This window comes from Streptomyces sp. NPDC101225 (assembly GCF_044767585.1).
Classification (GTDB): domain Bacteria; phylum Actinomycetota; class Actinomycetes; order Streptomycetales; family Streptomycetaceae; genus Streptomyces.
In genome coordinates this window covers 355,744-371,147 of the sequence record NZ_JBIWOE010000002.1, presented here as the reverse complement: position 1 = coordinate 371,147, position 15,404 = coordinate 355,744, and the positions used below count along the sequence as shown (strand labels likewise).

13 protein-coding genes are annotated in these 15,404 nt (G+C 73.0%); 11 read left to right on the top strand and 2 right to left on the bottom strand.

Annotated elements, in window-relative coordinates:
• The first annotated feature begins 35 nt into the window (after positions 1-35).
• The 9 genes from ACIRPX_RS04460 (at position 36) to ACIRPX_RS04420 (ending at position 11,520) form a co-directional block, all read left to right on the top strand.
• Positions 36-1,328, top strand: coding sequence for an extracellular solute-binding protein (locus ACIRPX_RS04460; RefSeq protein WP_404188076.1), 1,293 nt, complete (start codon positions 36-38; stop codon positions 1,326-1,328).
• The gene (locus ACIRPX_RS04455; RefSeq protein WP_404188073.1) at positions 1,325-2,284 is read left to right on the top strand and encodes a carbohydrate ABC transporter permease; all 960 of its coding nucleotides are present in this window, start codon (positions 1,325-1,327) and stop codon (positions 2,282-2,284) included. The genes ACIRPX_RS04460 and ACIRPX_RS04455 overlap by 4 nt, the downstream gene beginning before the upstream one ends.
• A complete protein-coding gene (locus ACIRPX_RS04450) occupies positions 2,281-3,126 on the top strand; it encodes a carbohydrate ABC transporter permease (protein WP_404188071.1) in 846 nt (281 codons plus the stop codon). Before ACIRPX_RS04455 ends, ACIRPX_RS04450 begins: the two co-directional genes overlap by 4 nt.
• Before the next feature lies 1 nt (position 3,127).
• Positions 3,128-4,768, top strand: coding sequence for a beta-N-acetylhexosaminidase (locus ACIRPX_RS04445; RefSeq protein WP_404188068.1), 1,641 nt, complete (start codon positions 3,128-3,130; stop codon positions 4,766-4,768).
• Positions 4,769-5,012: 244 nt separating this feature from the next.
• Positions 5,013-5,906, top strand: coding sequence for an FAD binding domain-containing protein (locus tag ACIRPX_RS04440; protein WP_404188065.1), 894 nt, complete (start codon positions 5,013-5,015; stop codon positions 5,904-5,906).
• Positions 5,903-7,678, top strand: a complete 1,776-nt coding sequence (locus tag ACIRPX_RS04435; RefSeq protein WP_404188062.1) for a 2Fe-2S iron-sulfur cluster-binding protein — start codon at positions 5,903-5,905, stop codon at positions 7,676-7,678. Before ACIRPX_RS04440 ends, ACIRPX_RS04435 begins: the two co-directional genes overlap by 4 nt.
• Positions 7,675-9,984 (top strand): xanthine dehydrogenase family protein molybdopterin-binding subunit, encoded by a 2,310-nt coding sequence (locus ACIRPX_RS04430; RefSeq protein WP_404188060.1) that lies wholly within the window; start codon positions 7,675-7,677, stop codon positions 9,982-9,984. Before ACIRPX_RS04435 ends, ACIRPX_RS04430 begins: the two co-directional genes overlap by 4 nt.
• Positions 9,981-10,121, top strand: coding sequence for a hypothetical protein (locus ACIRPX_RS04425; protein WP_404188057.1), 141 nt, complete (start codon positions 9,981-9,983; stop codon positions 10,119-10,121). Before ACIRPX_RS04430 ends, ACIRPX_RS04425 begins: the two co-directional genes overlap by 4 nt.
• Before the next feature lie 226 nt (positions 10,122-10,347).
• Positions 10,348-11,520: an SUKH-4 family immunity protein gene (locus ACIRPX_RS04420; protein WP_404188054.1), complete on the top strand. Its 1,173-nt coding sequence runs from the start codon at positions 10,348-10,350 to the stop codon at positions 11,518-11,520.
• Between the two features lie 27 nt (positions 11,521-11,547).
• On the opposite strand, the gene ACIRPX_RS04415 is transcribed toward ACIRPX_RS04420, so the two are convergent.
• The gene (locus ACIRPX_RS04415; protein WP_404188051.1) at positions 11,548-11,769 is read right to left on the bottom strand and encodes a helix-turn-helix domain-containing protein; all 222 of its coding nucleotides are present in this window, start codon (positions 11,767-11,769) and stop codon (positions 11,548-11,550) included.
• Positions 11,769-12,260 carry a DUF2975 domain-containing protein gene (locus tag ACIRPX_RS04410; RefSeq protein WP_404188049.1) on the bottom strand — a complete coding sequence of 164 codons (492 nt, stop codon included), beginning with the start codon at positions 12,258-12,260 and terminating at the stop codon, positions 11,769-11,771. Before ACIRPX_RS04410 ends, ACIRPX_RS04415 begins: the two co-directional genes overlap by 1 nt.
• 367 nt (positions 12,261-12,627) lie before the next feature.
• Here ACIRPX_RS04410 and ACIRPX_RS04405 point away from each other — a divergent pair, with 367 nt between their 5' ends.
• A complete protein-coding gene (locus tag ACIRPX_RS04405) occupies positions 12,628-14,421 on the top strand; it encodes a DEAD/DEAH box helicase (RefSeq protein ID WP_404188047.1) in 1,794 nt (597 codons plus the stop codon).
• 329 nt (positions 14,422-14,750) lie between these two features.
• Positions 14,751-15,392: an IclR family transcriptional regulator gene (locus ACIRPX_RS04400; RefSeq protein ID WP_404188044.1), complete on the top strand. Its 642-nt coding sequence runs from the start codon at positions 14,751-14,753 to the stop codon at positions 15,390-15,392.
• Positions 15,393-15,404: the final 12 nt, after the last annotated feature.

Sequence of the window (15,404 nt, the reverse complement as noted above, 5' to 3'; positions counted from 1 at the left end):
GCATATGTTGCAACGCCTGCCCGGAGGGTCACTCCATGAAGCTGTCCCCGCGTCTCGCCGTCCTGCTCACGGCCCTGGCCGTCACCGCCTGTGCCCCCCAGACGTCCTCCAACTCCTCCTCCGAGAAGGACGAGAAGACCGGCACGCTGCGGGTCTGGCTCTTCCAGGAGGTCGGCAACGAGCCGAAGCAGAAGGCCGTCGACTCGGTGGTGGCCGCCTTCGAGAAGGCCCACCGGGGCACCGAGGTCCATGTCGAGTACATCCCGGTCGACACCCGGGCCCAGCGCGTCAAAGCCGCCTTCAACGACCCGAAGTCGGCCCCCGACGTGATGGAGTTCGGCAACACCGACACGGCCGGCTACGTGAAGGACGGCGGACTCCTCGACGTCACCGACGCGTTCGGCAGGTGGAGCGAGTCCAAGGACACCGACCCCACCGCGAAGACGTCCGTCACCGTCGACGGCAGGATGTACGGCTCGCCGTACTACGTCGGCGTCCGCGCCCTGTACTACCGCACGGACGTCTTCGAGCAGCTGGGGCTGCGGCCACCGAGGACCATGGACGAACTGGCCTCCGCGGCCCGCCGGATCCACGCCGCGAGGCCCGCTCTCTACGGCATCGCCGTCGGCGGCGCGTACACCTACGGCGCGATGCCCTTCGTCTGGGCCAACGGCGGCGAACTCGCCACCGGCAAGGGCGGTTCGTACGCCTCCGCCATCGACAGCCCGGCCGCGCGCAAGGGCATCAAGGCGTACACCTCGCTCTTCGGCGACACCAACTGCCCCGCGGCCAAGTGCGCGGGCATGGGCGGCAACGACACGGTCACCGCCTTCGCGGCCGGCAAGGCGGGCATGGCGATCGGCGGCGACTTCAGCCACGCCGCCGTCGAGGCCGGCAAGGTCAAGGGCAGGTACGCGGTCGTGCCGCTGCCGGGGGTGAAGGCCGGGTCGATCGCGCCCGCCTTCGCGGGCGGCAACAACATCGGCGTGCTCAAGAGCACCTCCCACCGCACCCTCGCCGTCGACCTGATGGAACAGCTCACCTCGAAGAAGACGCAGGCCGCGATGTTCGGCGCGATGGGCTTCCTGCCGACGTTCGGGGACGTCCGTGCGCGGGTGGCCGCGGAGCATCCGTACGTGAAGCCCTTCGCGCAGACCCTGTCCGCCGGGACCAAGTTCGTGCCGGCCTCGGCGGGGTGGTCCCAGATCGACTCCCAGCAGGTCCTGCCGACGATGCTGCAGGAGGTCATCAGCGGGAAGAAGGACGTGGGCGCCGCCGCCGAGGAGGCGGCGAAGAAGATGAACGACGCGTTCGGCTCCGCCGGATGACGGCGCCTGCCGGCCCGGGGGTCGCCGAGCGTCGGCGGGTGCGGGTCGCCGGTGGCCGGCCGCGCGCTTCCCCGCGCCCCTCGGGGGGCGGGGCTGTCCCCTGGCTCTATCTGGCGCCGGCGCTTGCCGTCCTCGGTGGGCTGCTGCTCTACCCGATCTACCAGCTCGGGCTGATCTCGTTCTTCCACTACACCCAGGCTCAGGTCAGCGGCGGCGAGCCGACCACCTTCGAGGGGTTCGGGAACTACGCGCGGCTGTTCTCCGACGGCGAGTTCTGGCGTGTGCTGCTGGCCACCGTGCTGTTCGCGGCGGCCTGCGTGGTGTCGACGCTCGCCGTCGGGTGCGCGCTCGCGGTGCTCCTCACCCGGGTGCGGGCGCTGCCCCGGCTGGCGCTGATGCTGGCCGCGCTGGGCGCGTGGGCGACCCCGGCCGTGACGGGTTCGACGGTCTGGCTGTTCCTCTTCGACCCCGACTTCGGGCCGGTCGACCGCGTTCTGGGGCTCGGCGACCACTCGTGGACCTACGGGCGGCTGAGCGCCTTCCTGCTCGTCCTGCTCGAAGTGGTCTGGTGCTCCTTCCCGTTCGTGATGGTCACCGTCTACGCCGGCATCCGCGCCGTACCGGCCGAGGTGCTGGAGGCCGCCGCGCTCGACGGCGCCTCGCAGTGGCGCATCTGGCGCTCGGTGCTCGCGCCGATGCTGCGCCCGATCCTGACCGTCGTCACCATCCAGTCGGTCATCTGGGACTTCAAGGTCTTCACGCAGATCTACGTCATGACGGGCGGCGGCGGCATCGCGGGCCAGAACCTGGTCCTGAACGTCTACGCCTACCAGCAGGCGTTCGCGTCCTCGCAGTACAGCCTGGGCTCGGCGATCGGCGTGGTGATGCTGCTGATCCTGCTCGCCGTGACGCTGGTCTACCTGCGGCTGCTGCGCCGCCAGGGGGAGGAGCTGTGAATCTTCCGCACGCGCGTGTGCGGCGCCCGGGGCGGCTCGCGGCGGAGGTGTCGGCGCTGCTGATCGCGGCCGTCGTCGCCTTCCCGCTGTACTGGATGGTCCTCAGCGCCTTCAAGCCGGCCGGGGAGATCGAGTCGACCGAGCCGCGGCCGTGGACCACGGCGCCGTCCCTGGATTCCTTCCGGCGGGTGTTCGGGCAGCAGGATTTCGGCCGGTATTTCGTCAACAGCCTGGTGGTGGCGGGCAGTGTCGTCCTCGTATCGGCGCTCATCGCCTTTCTCGCCGCGACCGCCGTGACCCGATTCCGCTTCCGCTTCCGGACCACCTTGCTGATCATGTTTCTGGTGGCCCAGATGGTGCCGGTGGAGGCGCTCACCATCCCCTTGTTCTTCCAGATGCGGGACTTCGGTCTGCTGAACACACTCGGCTCGCTGATCCTGCCGCACATCGCCTTCTCGCTGCCGTTCGCGATCTGGATGCTGCGGGGGTTTGTGAAGGCGGTCCCGGAGGCATTGGAGGAGGCCGCGTACATCGACGGCGCGAGCCGCGCGCGATTTCTGTGGCAGATCCTTTTCCCGCTCGTGCTGCCGGGGCTCGTGGCCACGAGCGTGTTCTCCTTCATCTCCGCCTGGAACGACTTCCTCTACGCCAAGTCCTTCATCATCAGCGACACTTCGCAGTCGACCCTGCCGATGGCGTTGCTGGTGTTCTACAAACCGGACGACCCGGACTGGGGAGGGGTCATGGCCGCCTCCACGGTGATGACGATTCCGGTGCTGGTGTTCTTCGTACTCGTACAGCGACGGCTGGTCTCCGGACTGGGCGGAGCGGTAAAGGACTGACGTGACTTCAGAGACGGAACTGGTTCCCGCGCCGAGCGGCATCGCGGAAGCTCTGCCCGGCGGGGGCGTGGGCCACGTCCTCGACGCCGGGACGGAGGTCGACGCGGGCCCCGGCACCGAGCGGGTCGCGCAGTGGCTGCGGGCCACCGTCGGCGCCGCGACCGGGCTGCCGCTGCGGCCCCACACCGACGGCGCGAGCCGCGTCGTGCTGCGCATCGACCCGCAGGAGGCCGACGGCCCGGAGGCCTACGACCTGGTCGTCGACGAGCGCCTGATCCGTCTTCGGGGCGCCGGCGAGGCCGGGCTGTTCTACGCCGCCCAGACCTTCCGCCAGCTCCTGGGCCCCGACGCCTTCCGCCGGGCCCCGGTCACCTCGAGGCGGAGGTGGGACGTGCCCGCGGTCGGCATCCGCGACGCGCCGCGCTTCCGCTGGCGCGGTCTCCTGCTCGACGTGGCCCGGCACTTCATGCCCAAGGAAGGCATCCTGCGCCAGCTCGACCTGATGGCCGCGCACAAACTCAACGTCCTCCACTTCCACTTGACGGACGACCAGGGCTGGCGCGTCGAGATCCGGCGGTATCCGAAGCTGACGGAGACCGGCTCCTGGCGGGCGCGCACCAAATTCGGCCACCGCGCCTCACCGCTGTGGGAGGACAAGCCGCACGGCGGCTTCTACACCCAGGACGACATCCGCGAGATCGTCGCCTACGCCGCCGAGCGGCATATCACCGTCGTCCCCGAAATCGACGTACCGGGACACTCGCAGGCCGCCATCGCCGCGTATCCCGAACTCGGCAACACCGACGTCGTCGACACCACCGCCCTCCCGGTCTGGGACACCTGGGGGATCTCCGCCAACGTACTCGCTCCCACCGACAACACCCTGCGCTTCTACGAGGGGGTGTTCGAGGAAGTGCTGGAGTTGTTCCCCTCGGAGTTCGTCCACGTGGGCGGCGACGAATGCCGCAAGGACCAGTGGCGCCGGTCCCCGGCCGCGCAGGCCCGTATCGAGGAACTCGGGCTGAGGGACGAGGACGCGTTGCAGTCCTGGTTCGTCGGGCACTTCGACACATGGCTGAGCGCGCGCGGGCGCAGGCTCATCGGCTGGGACGAAATCATCGAGGGCGGGCTCGCGAAGGGCGCGGCCGTGTCCTCGTGGCGGGGGTACGCGGGCGGGGTCGCCGCCGCGCGGGCGGGCCACGACGTCGTCATGTGCCCCGAACAGTACGTGTATCTGGACCACCGTCAGGCGGCGGGCGAGGAGGAGCCGGTGCCGATCGGCTTCGTCCGCACCCTGGAGGACGTCTACCGGTTCGAGCCGGTGCCCGCGCAGCTCACCGAGGACGAGGCCCGTCATGTGCTCGGCACACAGGCCAACGTGTGGACCGAGGTGATGGAGGACCAGGGGCGCGTGGACTACCAGACGTACCCGAGGCTCGCCGCCTTCGCGGAGGTGGCCTGGAGCGACCTGCCCGCCCCGGCCGAGCGGGACTTCGCCGGCTTCGAGCGGCGGATGTCCGCGCACTACCGGCGACTTGACGCCCTGGGAGTGGGCTACCGGCGGCCGGCCGGCCCGCTGCCGTGGCAGCGGCGCCCCGGCGTGCTCGGGCGGCCCATCGAGGGAGCGCCCCCGAACAGGTAGGCCCGCCCCCGAACACGTGAGGCAAAATCGTCGTAAGCATCACCGAAGAGTGCCAATCGGAACGCATCGGTGATGCTGGGCGAAAACGGTCCATCCCGCAGGTGAGGTGGGCGAATGCCTCCTAGTGGACCCCTGTCTTCGGCCCTTGCGAAGATGTGCCAGAGTTGCCACGTCCGCCCTGTCAGCACGTACCGTACGGCAGCACAGGTGGGACCAGGTGGGGCAGCGGGAAGGGGCAGCCGGTTTGACCACGCACGCACCGCAGGCGGCGCAGGCCGTCACGCTGCCCACGACGCTCGACGAGGCCGTGGCGGCGCTCACCGCCGTGCCCACCGCCGTGCCGGTGGCCGGCGGCACCGATCTCATGGCCGCCGTCAACTCCGGCCAGCTCCGGCCGTCCGCGCTGGTCGGGCTCGGCAGGATCAGCGAGATCCGCGGCTGGCAGTACCAGGACGGGCACGCCCTGCTGGGCGCCGGGCTCACGCACGCGCGCATGGGCCGCCCCGACTTCGCCGCCCTGATCCCGGCGCTCGCCGCCGCCGCGCGCGCGGCGGGTCCCCCGCAGATCCGCAACGCGGGCACCCTGGGCGGCAACATCGCCTCGGCCGCCCCCACCGGGGACGCCCTGCCGGTGCTGGCCGCCCTGGAGGCGACCCTGATCATCGCGGGCCCGGGCGGAGCCCGCCGAGAGCTCCCGGTCTCCCACCTGCTGGCCGGTGTGGACATGCTGCGCGGCGGCGAACTCATCGGGTACGTGCGCGTGCCCCTGCTGCACGCGCCGCAGGTCTTCCTGAAGGCGACCGGCCGGACCGGCCCGGGGCGCGCGGTCGCCTCCGTCGCGCTCGTCCTCGATCCCGCCCGGCGCGGAGTGCGGTGCGCCGTCGGCGCCATAGCGCCGATGCCGCTCAGGCCCCTGGACGCCGAGCAGTGGGTCGCCCGGCTCATCGACTGGGACAACGGCCGCACGATCGTGCCGGACGCGCTGAACGCCTTCGGGGAGTACGTCGCCGCGGCCTGCATCCCCGACTCCGTCCCCGAGGCGGACGGCACCGTCCAGCCGCTTCCGCCCGCCGTACTGCACCTGCGGCGCACCGTCGCCGCGCTGGCCCGACGAGCACTGGGGAGGGCGCTGTCGTGAGCGACGACCAGCACGGAGAGGGCACGCCCCGCAGCGGCGGCCGCTGGGACCCGCTGCCCCAGGGCGACTACGACGACGGCGCCACCGCCTTCGTGAAACTCCCGGAGGGCGGTATCGACGCCCTGCTGGCCGCCGAGGGCAGCCCGCTCGCCGCGCCCGGCCACGGCTACGTACCGCCGCCCATAACGCCCGACCCGGAGCCGGCCGCGGAGGCCGGCCCGAACGCCGCCGGCGCCTGGGGGGCGCCCGCCGACGGTGCCCGGTGGCCCGACCCGAACGCGGCCCCGCAGGAGGGCGCGGACGACCGGTTCTCGTACAACCCCGCGGCCACCCAGCAGTGGAACTTCGAGGAACCCGCGGGCCCCGGGGCGGGGTCCGCCCCCGGCCACGACGTGACCGGGCAGTGGTCGATCCCCGTCGCCGGAGGCGACCTTCCGGACGAATCGGGCGAGTTCACGACATCGTCCCTGGTGCAGCAGTGGGGCGGCACACCGCCCGCCACGCTTCCCGGCGGCGCCGCGGCCCCCTGGGCGACGGACGGCACGGGACAGCAGTGGGCCCCGCCGCAGTCCGAGGAGCAGGCCCCGCACGACGAGGGGTCCGGGCAGGCGCACGCGCCCGCCGAGCCTCCCGCGGACGCCGGCCACCCCTACGAGCGCCCCGCGGCGCACCCCGGCGGCCGCCCCGAGGAGCGCGCGCCGCGGCCCCCCGGCCCCGCCGAGCCGGACCCGGCCGCGCGCGAGGCGGACGGCGTGCCGGCGCACACCGCCGGGCAGTCCCGGGCGCGGGCCGCCGAGGACCACGCCCGCCCGCACACCGGCGGTCCCTACGCGGACGCGCCCCCCGACGGCCCCCACGCCGAGACGCCCGCCGAGGCCGCCCGGACCGCCGCACAGGACCCGCGCGGGCCCGGTGGGGCCGGTGAGGCCCCGGGGACGGACGAGGCCGCCCAGAGGCCCGTGGAGGCGCCTGAGGAGGCCGTGGAGCGGCGCGCGGAGCCCCCGGCGGACGCCGTTTCCGCGCCGGCCGCCCCCAACGCGCCCGAGTCCGACGGCAGTTCGGCAGGACCGCGGCCCGCCGGCGCGCCGGACGCCGAGGTCGAGGCGCCGCCGCCGTTCCCCGGCGAGGAGCACCCCCTCGCCTCCTACGTGCTGCGCGTCAACGACGTGGAGCGCCCCGTCTCGGACGCCTGGATCGGCGAGTCGCTGCTGTACGTGCTGCGCGAGCGGCTGGGTCTCGCGGGTGCCAAGGACGGCTGCTCGCAGGGCGAGTGCGGGGCGTGCAACGTGCAGGTCGACGGGCGGCTCGTGGCCTCCTGCCTGGTCCCCGCCGTGACCGCCGCCGGCAGCGAGGTCCGTACGGTCGAGGGGCTCGCCGTCGACGGGCAGCCCTCCGACGTGCAGCGCGCGCTCGCCCGGTGCGGCGCGGTGCAGTGCGGCTTCTGCGTGCCCGGCATGGCGATGACCGTGCACGACCTGCTGGAGGGCAACCCGGCGCCCACCCGGCTGGAGACCCGCCAGGCGCTGTGCGGCAACCTGTGCCGCTGCTCCGGCTACCGCGGCGTGGTGGAAGCCGTCCAGGAGGTCGTCGCCGAACGCGAGACGCTGTCCGCGGGCGACTCCGCCGAACAGGACGGCGAGGAGGCCCGTATCCCTCACCAGGCGGGCCCGGGAGCCGGCGGCGTCAACGCGTCGGCGTTCGAGTCACCCGGTGCCGAGGCGGCGCCGGGACCGCATGACCAGCCGTACGGCCAGGACGGAGGCCAGGCGTGAGCAACGAGACCGTGACGGCGAACGCCGCGACGGAGCCGGTACCCGCCCCCGAGTCGCTGCCGCACGGCCTCGGTGCCTCCCTGCCGGCCGCGGACACCCGCGCCAAGACCGAGGGCACGTTCCCGTACGCGGCCGACCTGTGGGCCGAGGGGCTGCTGTGGGCCGCCGTGCTGCGCTCCCCGCACCCGCACGCGCGCATCGTCTCCATCGACACCACCCACGCGCGCGAGATGCCCGGCGTACGGGCCGTCGTCACGCACGAGGACGTGCCGGGCGAGGCGCGGTACGGCCGCGGCAGCGCCGACCGGCCCGTGTTCGCCTCCGAGGTGGTGCGCCACCACGGCGAGCCCATCGCCGCCGTCGCCGCCGACCACCCCGACACCGCGCGGATGGCCGCCGCGGCCGTCATCGTCGAGTACGAGGTGCTCGACCCGGTGACCGACCCCGAGCAGGCCTTCGAGGCCGAGCCGCTGCACCCGGACGGCAACCTGATCCGGCACATCCCGCTGCGCCACGGCGACCCCGACGCGGCCGGCGACGTCGTCGTCGAGGGCCAGTACCGCATCGGCCGCCAGGACCCGGCCCCCATCGGTGCCGAGGCCGGCCTCGCCGTGCCCCGCCCCGACGGCGGCGTGGAGCTGTACCTGGCCTCCACCGACCCGCACGCCGACCGCGACACCGCCGCCGCCTGCTACGGCCTGGAACCCGAGCGCGTGAAGATCGTGGTCACCGGTGTGCCGGGCGCGACCGCCGACCGCGAGGACCGGGGCTTCCAGCTCCCGCTCGGCCTGCTCGCGCTCAGGACGGGCTGCCCGGTGAAGCTCACCGCGACGCGCGAGGAGTCCTTCCTCGGCCACACCCACCGGCATCCGACGCTCCTGCGCTACCGCCACCACGCCGACGCCGAGGGCAGGCTGGTGAAGGTCGAGGCGCAGATCCTGCTCGACGCGGGCGCCTACGCCGACACCTCCGCCGAGGCCCTGGCCGCCGCCGTGGCCTTCGCCTGCGGTCCCTACGTCGTGCCGAACGCCTTCATCGAGGGCTGGGCCGTACGCACCAACAACCCGCCCTCCGGCCATGTGCGCGGAGAGGGCGCGATGCAGGTCTGCGCCGCCTACGAGGCGCAGATGGACAAGCTGGCCAAGAAGCTGGGCGTCGATCCGGCGGACCTGCGCCTGCGCAACGCCATGGCGACCGGGGACGTCCTGCCGACGGGACAGACGGTGACCTGCCCGGCGCCGGTCGCCGAACTCCTCCAGGCGGTACGGGACTTCCCGCTGCCACCGCTGCCCAAGGACACTCCCGAGGACGAGTGGCTGCTGCCGGGCGGCCCCGAGGGCGCGGGTGAACCGGGCGCGGTGCGCCGGGGCGTGGGCTACGGCCTGGGCATGGTGCACATGCTCGGCACGGAGGGCGCCGACGAGGTCTCCACGGCGACGGTCAAGGTCCAGGACGGTGTGGCGACCGTGCTCTGCGCGGCCGTCGAGACCGGCCAGGGATTCACCACGCTGGCCCGCCAGATCGTCCAGGAGACCCTCGGCATCGACGAGGTGCACGTCGCGCCCGTCGACACCGACCAGCCGCCGGCCGGCGCGGGCTGCCGCGGCCGTCACACCTGGGTGTCGGGCGGGGCGGTGGAGCGCGCGGCGAAGATGGTCCGCACCCAGCTCCTGCAGCCCCTCGCCCACAAGTTCGGCATGTCGACGGAGCTGCTGCAGATCACCGACGGCAAGATCACGTCGTACGACGGCGTGCTGTCGACCACCGTCACCGAGGCGATGGACGGCAAGGAGCTGTGGGCGACCGCCCAGTGCCGCCCGCACCCCACCGAGCCGCTGAACGAGGCCGGCCAGGGCGACGCGTTCGTGGGCATGTCCTTCTGCGCGATCCGCGCGGTGGTGGACGTGGACATCGAACTCGGCTCGGTACGGGTCGTGGAGCTGGCGCTCGCGCAGGACGTCGGCCGGGTGCTCAACCCGGCCCAGCTGGCCGCCCGTATCGAGGCCGGCGTCACCCAGGGCGTGGGCATCGCGCTGACGGAGAACCTGCGCACCGCGCGCGGGCTGATCCGCCACCCGGACCTCACCGGCTATGCCCTCCCGACGGCCCTGGACGCACCGGACATCCGGATCGTCAAGCTCGTGGAGGAGCGTGACGTGGTGGCCCCCTTCGGCGCGAAGGCGGTGAGCGCGGTGCCGGTGGTCACCTCCCCGGCGGCGGTCGCCTCCGCGGTACGCGCCGCCACCGGACGCCCGGTCAACCGCCTCCCGATAAGGCCCCAGGCAGCGGTGGTGACGGACCGATGACCGACCCGGACGCCGGACCCGGCCCCGAGGAGCCCCGCTACGAACCCCCGCCCGGCATCGGCAAGTTGCTGATCTGGTTCCTGGTGTTCATGGTGGCGGCGCTGGCCGTCGTGCTGGGCGGCGTGTACTTCACCTAGGGGGTGTCGTTCGAAACGCGCTCCAGGGCCGTGCGGCGGTGCCGGTGATCCGTGCCGGGCGGGAACGGACGGGGCGGCGCCGGCGTCCTGTGATCCGGGAGCGTTGTCAGTGGCGAGGCGTAATGTTCCGGGCAGTGGGGACGGCTGCCCGGGTCGTACGGCGTCATGACGCGCGCCCGGCCGCGCCCCGCACGGGGACTGTGGGCAAGCACATGCGGGGGACGCGATGAGCACGACCGGTGCCGCCATGACGGCGATCACCCTGAGCGGTGACCAGCTCGATCCGTACGTCACGCACGGGCCGACGCGCCGCCGGCCGGCGGGGCCCGGACTGCCGGCCGGCTGCCACCTGCTCTCCTTCGAGGAGCGGTGCAGGGAGGGTCTGCGGACGGCCGGGGCCTCCACGGGCGACCCCGGCGGACGCCCGACGGCGAAGCTGCGGGACCGACTGGTCGTCGGCGCGCCGCTCGATCCGCGGGGCGCCACGGGGGAGCCGGTGCTGCTCGGCGCGACGGGCGCGGTGACGACGGCGTACTTCCTGTACGACCGCCCGGACCTGATGCACCGCCGGCCCCTCGCCCCGTCGCTCAGGACGCTGGTGCGGTTCGCCACGGCCGCGGACGCACTGGCCGGACTGCGGGCCCGGCTCGCCTCCTACGCCGGCCGCTGCGGCCCGAAGGCGGCGGCGGAGGCGGCCCGCCGGCTGCTGGCGGTCTTCGAGGCGGGCGCCGACGCCGAGGTCCCGCCGTTGTGGAAGGCGGCCGCACTGATCCGTCCGCTCGCACCGGTGCCGGGCCCGGGCGCCGCCTCCGGGCTCGCCCTGGACCTTCCCGCCCGGTTGCTGGACCGGGAGTTCGGCCCCGGCAGGATGTGGCGCTTCGAGGACGTCGACTTCCCCGCGACCCTCACCCACGAGCCGACCCGCCGCTTCCTGCGCGAGACGGGGCTGCCCGAGGACGCCACCCTCCTCGGCCTCGACACGGACGCACCCCTGCCGACGCTGGCCGAGCACTACGCCCACCAGGACCCCGACGGCCTCGACCCCACCCGGCTGCCGCGCCGGGCCTCGCACCTGATCCGGCTCGGCCGTGTCGCCGAGGGCGACAGCCTGGTCGTCGACGGCGAGACGGGCGAGGTCCTCAACTGGAGCGAGCCCGATGCCGCCCTGTTCCCGGTCAACAGGGACGTCTCCACGCTGGCCTGCACCCTCTGGCTCCTGCACCGCGAGGAGGCCGTGGACACGAACCTGCCGGGCGGGCGGAGCACCGACGCCCACGACCAGCCGGCCCTGACGGTGATCCGCACGCGGTCGTCGGCCGGCCCGACCGCCATGGCGGCGCCCCCGGCCCCCCGCTCCTGGACGAGGGCGCTCGTGGACGAGGGGTGCGGGGTGCGGTGACGGGGGCGGCTCACGCCCCGGAGCGCGTCATCCGGCCGCGGTGCCGTCGGCCTCCCAGCGCAGCAGATCGCCGGGCTGGCACTCGAGCACCTCGCAGAGGGCGGCGAGCGTGGCGAAGCGCACGGCCTTGGCGCGGCCGTTCTTGAGGACCGCCAGGTTGGCGGGCGTGATCCCGACGCGGTCCGCGAGCTCGCCCACGGACATCTTCCGCTTGGCCAGCATCACGTCGATGTCGACGGCGATCGGCATCAGATCACCTCGTCCAACTCGGCCTGCATCCGCGCCGCCTCGACATCGCGCGCGACGGCCTGGGCGAGCAGCATCCGCAGCACGAGCACGATGAGCGCGACCCCCAGGACGGCCACGCCGATCCCGGCCATGATGACGGTGACGCCCGGATCGTCCCGCTGGCCCGGCGCGTTGACGGCCGTGACCGCGAACCAGACCAGGGCGGCGCCCACGATCGCGCCGATCACCCCGTTCACGTAGCGGAAGGCGTCGTGGGAGAACACGGTTGCGCGCCGCACCATCGTCACCAGCCGCCAGACACAGACCAGCGCGACCTGGGCGCAGGCCATGCCCAGGATCGTGATCACCCGCAGCGAGGTCAGCGGCAGCGACCCGTCCTCCGGGTCCTTCCCGCCGGCCAGCGCCCAGACCATTCCCGCCTGCACGAACACGGTGCCGGCGAACACCACCACGAGCACGGCGCGCAGCGCACGCACAGCCAGCGTCCCCATGACTCTCCATTCCATCGAGTTGCGATGGAAATCTATCGAATATCGATAGGTTGGGCAAGGTGCGGGGCTCAAGACCCGCGCAGGGCCGCAACGGGTCGGCCGTACACCGTCGATGACGGGGCGTCGTGGTGTGAAGTATGTCGCACCCCGGTCCGGTCCGGCCCCGTCCGGGCGTGGGCGGTGGGAGCCGCCGGTAGGGTGGCCCGGTTGTCATACGTAGCCGACAGACCCCGTGAGCGAGAGCCCCCGTGGCCGGGAGAACTCTCGTCGTAACGAGCCGCCCGACCCCATATCCCCGGAGACCGTGACTACTGCCCGCCCGTCGCCCGCCACCACCCTCAACGGAGGGCCCTCCGGGCCCACGCCTATGTCTGCCAGCTCTGCCTCGCACTCCCACCATCTCTCTCCCGCCTTCCCCGGCCGCGCCCCCTGGGGCACCGCCGGCAAGCTGCGTGCCTGGCAGCAGGGGGCGATGGACACGTACATCCAGGAGCAGCCGCGTGACTTCCTCGCGGTCGCGACCCCCGGCGCCGGGAAGACGACCTTCGCGCTGACCCTCGCCTCCTGGCTGCTGCACCACCATGTCGTGCAGCAGGTGACCGTGGTCGCGCCGACCGAGCACCTGAAGAAGCAGTGGGCGGACGCGGCGGCGCGGATAGGGATCAAGCTCGACCCCGAGTACAGCGCCGGGCCCCTCGGCAAGGACTACCAGGGCGTCGCCGTCACCTACGCCGGCGTCGGCGTGCGGCCCATGCTGCACCGCAACCGCGTGGAACAGCGCAAGACCCTCGTCATCCTCGACGAGATCCACCACGCCGGTGACAGCAAGTCCTGGGGCGAGGCCTGCCTCGAAGCGTTCGAGCCGGCCACGCGGCGGCTCGCGCTCACCGGCACGCCGTTCCGCTCCGACACGAACCCCATCCCCTTCGTCGCGTACGAGGAGGGCAACGACGGCATCCGGCGCTCCGCCGCCGACTACACGTACGGCTACGGCAGCGCGCTGACCGACGGGGTCGTGCGCCCCGTCATCTTCCTCTCCTACAGCGGCAACATGCGCTGGCGCACCAAGGCCGGCGACGAGATCGCCGCCCGGCTGGGCGAGCCGATGACCAAGGACGCCGTCAGCCAGGCCTGGCGCACCGCGCTCGACCCGCGCGGCGAGTGGATGCCCAGCGTGCTGCGCGCCGCCGACCAGCGGCTGACCGAGGTCCGCAAGGGCATCCCGGACGCCGGTGCCCTGGTCATCGCCTCCGACCAGGACTCCGCCCGCGCCTACGCCAAGCTCATCCGCGAGATCACCGGCGACAGGGCGACCCTCGTCCTGTCCGACGACGCCGGCGCGTCCAAGCGGATCGACGACTTCAGCGGCAGTCACGACCGGTGGATGGTCGCGGTCCGGATGGTGTCGGAGGGCGTCGACGTGCCCCGGCTCGCGGTCGGCGTCTACGCCACCACCATCTCCACGCCCCTCTTCTTCGCCCAGGCCGTCGGCCGCTTCGTACGCTCCAGGCGCCGCGGCGAGACCGCCTCGGTCTTCCTCCCCACCGTCCCCGACCTGCTCACCTTCGCCAACGAGATGGAGGTCGAGCGCGACCACGCCCTCGACAGGCCGAAGAAGGAGGGCGAGGAGGACCCGTACGCCGAGTCCGAGCAGGAGATGGAGGAGGCGAACAAGGAGCAGGACGAGGACACCGGCGAGCAGGAGCAGTTCGCCTTCGAGGCGCTGGAGTCCGAGGCCGTCTTCGACCGGGTGCTCTACGACGGCGCCGAGTTCGGCATGCAGGCCCACCCGGGGAGCGAGGAGGAACAGGACTACCTCGGGATTCCCGGGCTGCTGGAACCCGACCAGGTGCAGTTGCTGCTGCAGAAGCGGCAGGCGCGGCAGATCGCGCACAGCCGCAAGAAGCCGGACGCGGAGGCCGACCTGCTCGAACTGCCCGCCGAGCGCCGGCCCGTCGTCTCGCACAGGGAGATGATGGAGCTCCGCAAGCAGCTCAACACGATGGTCGGCGCGTACGTCCACCAGAGCGGCAAGCCGCACGGGGTCATCCACACCGAGCTGCGGCGCACCTGCGGCGGACCGCCGAGCGCCGAGGCCACGGCGGGGCAGCTGAGGCAGCGGATCGCCAAGGTGCAGGAGTGGGCGACGCGGATGCGCTGACCCGGCGCACGCCTGGTCAGGGGGGCGCAGGATCCTGGTGCAGCCGCTTGTTGCGCCCTGTACGAATCACGACATACGGACGTAGTCCGTCCCTACCGGTGCCCGGATTCTGGACGGAGCCTTCCGCTGAGCGAACTCATTTCGCTACTGTCCCGCTACGCAAACGCCCCGTGGCAGAGCCGCCGCGGAGCGCAGCCGTGAAGCGACGCGGCTCGGTACAGGCCGGGCCGCCGGCCGATCGGCGGCCTCTGTGCGCGTCACTGACGGGACTCGGTGACGCACCGCCGCGTGGAGGTCCGCCGACCTCACCACTTGGAGGAGTGGGCGTCGTGACCGCGGAGACCTCTCAGACGCTCGACCGGGGACTGCGTGTCCTCAAGCTGCTGGCCGACACGGACCACGGGTTGACCGTCACCGAGCTTTCCCATCGACTGGGCGTGAACCGGACCGTGGTGTACCGGTTGCTCGCCACGCTCGAACAACATGCCCTTGTACGAAGGGACTTGGGCGGCCGTGCCCGGGTGGGACTCGGCGTGCTGCGACTGGGCCGCCAGGTGCATCCACTGGTGCGGGAGGCCGCTCTGCCGGCGCTTCGGTCGCTGGCCGAGGACATCGGGGCGACCGCGCATCTCACGCTCGTCGACGGCGCGGAAGCACTGGCCGTGGCCGTCGTCGAGCCGACCTGGACCGACTACCACGTGGCCTACCGGGCCGGGTTCCGGCATCCACTCGATCGGGGGGCCGCGGGCAAGGCGATCCTCGCCGCGCGGGCCAGGCCGGTGGAGGAGCCGGGCTACACCCTCACGCACGGGGAGCTGGAGGCGGGCGCCAGCGGGGCGGCCGCGCCGCTCTTGGGCGTCACGGGGGTCGAGGGCAGCGTCGGCGTGGTGATGCTCGCCGACGCGGTGCCCGAACGGGTGGGCCCCCGGGTGGTCGACGCCGCGAAGGAAGTCGCGGAGGCCCTGCGCTAGCACCCTGCCGGC

Bases quoted from the DNA above. Each gene is read 5' to 3' on its own strand.
- ACIRPX_RS04460 (WP_404188076.1), top strand. From the start codon at position 36: ATGAAGCTGTCCCCGCGTCTCGCCGTCCTGCTCACGGCCCTGGCCGTC.
- ACIRPX_RS04455 (WP_404188073.1), top strand. From the start codon at position 1,325: ATGACGGCGCCTGCCGGCCCGGGGGTCGCCGAGCGTCGGCGGGTGCGG.
- ACIRPX_RS04425 (WP_404188057.1), top strand. From the start codon at position 9,981: ATGACCGACCCGGACGCCGGACCCGGCCCCGAGGAGCCCCGCTACGAA.
- ACIRPX_RS04420 (WP_404188054.1), top strand. From the start codon at position 10,348: ATGAGCACGACCGGTGCCGCCATGACGGCGATCACCCTGAGCGGTGAC.
- ACIRPX_RS04415 (WP_404188051.1), bottom strand. From the start codon at position 11,769: ATGCCGATCGCCGTCGACATCGACGTGATGCTGGCCAAGCGGAAGATG.
- ACIRPX_RS04410 (WP_404188049.1), bottom strand. From the start codon at position 12,260: ATGGGGACGCTGGCTGTGCGTGCGCTGCGCGCCGTGCTCGTGGTGGTG.
- ACIRPX_RS04405 (WP_404188047.1), top strand. From the start codon at position 12,628: ATGTCTGCCAGCTCTGCCTCGCACTCCCACCATCTCTCTCCCGCCTTC.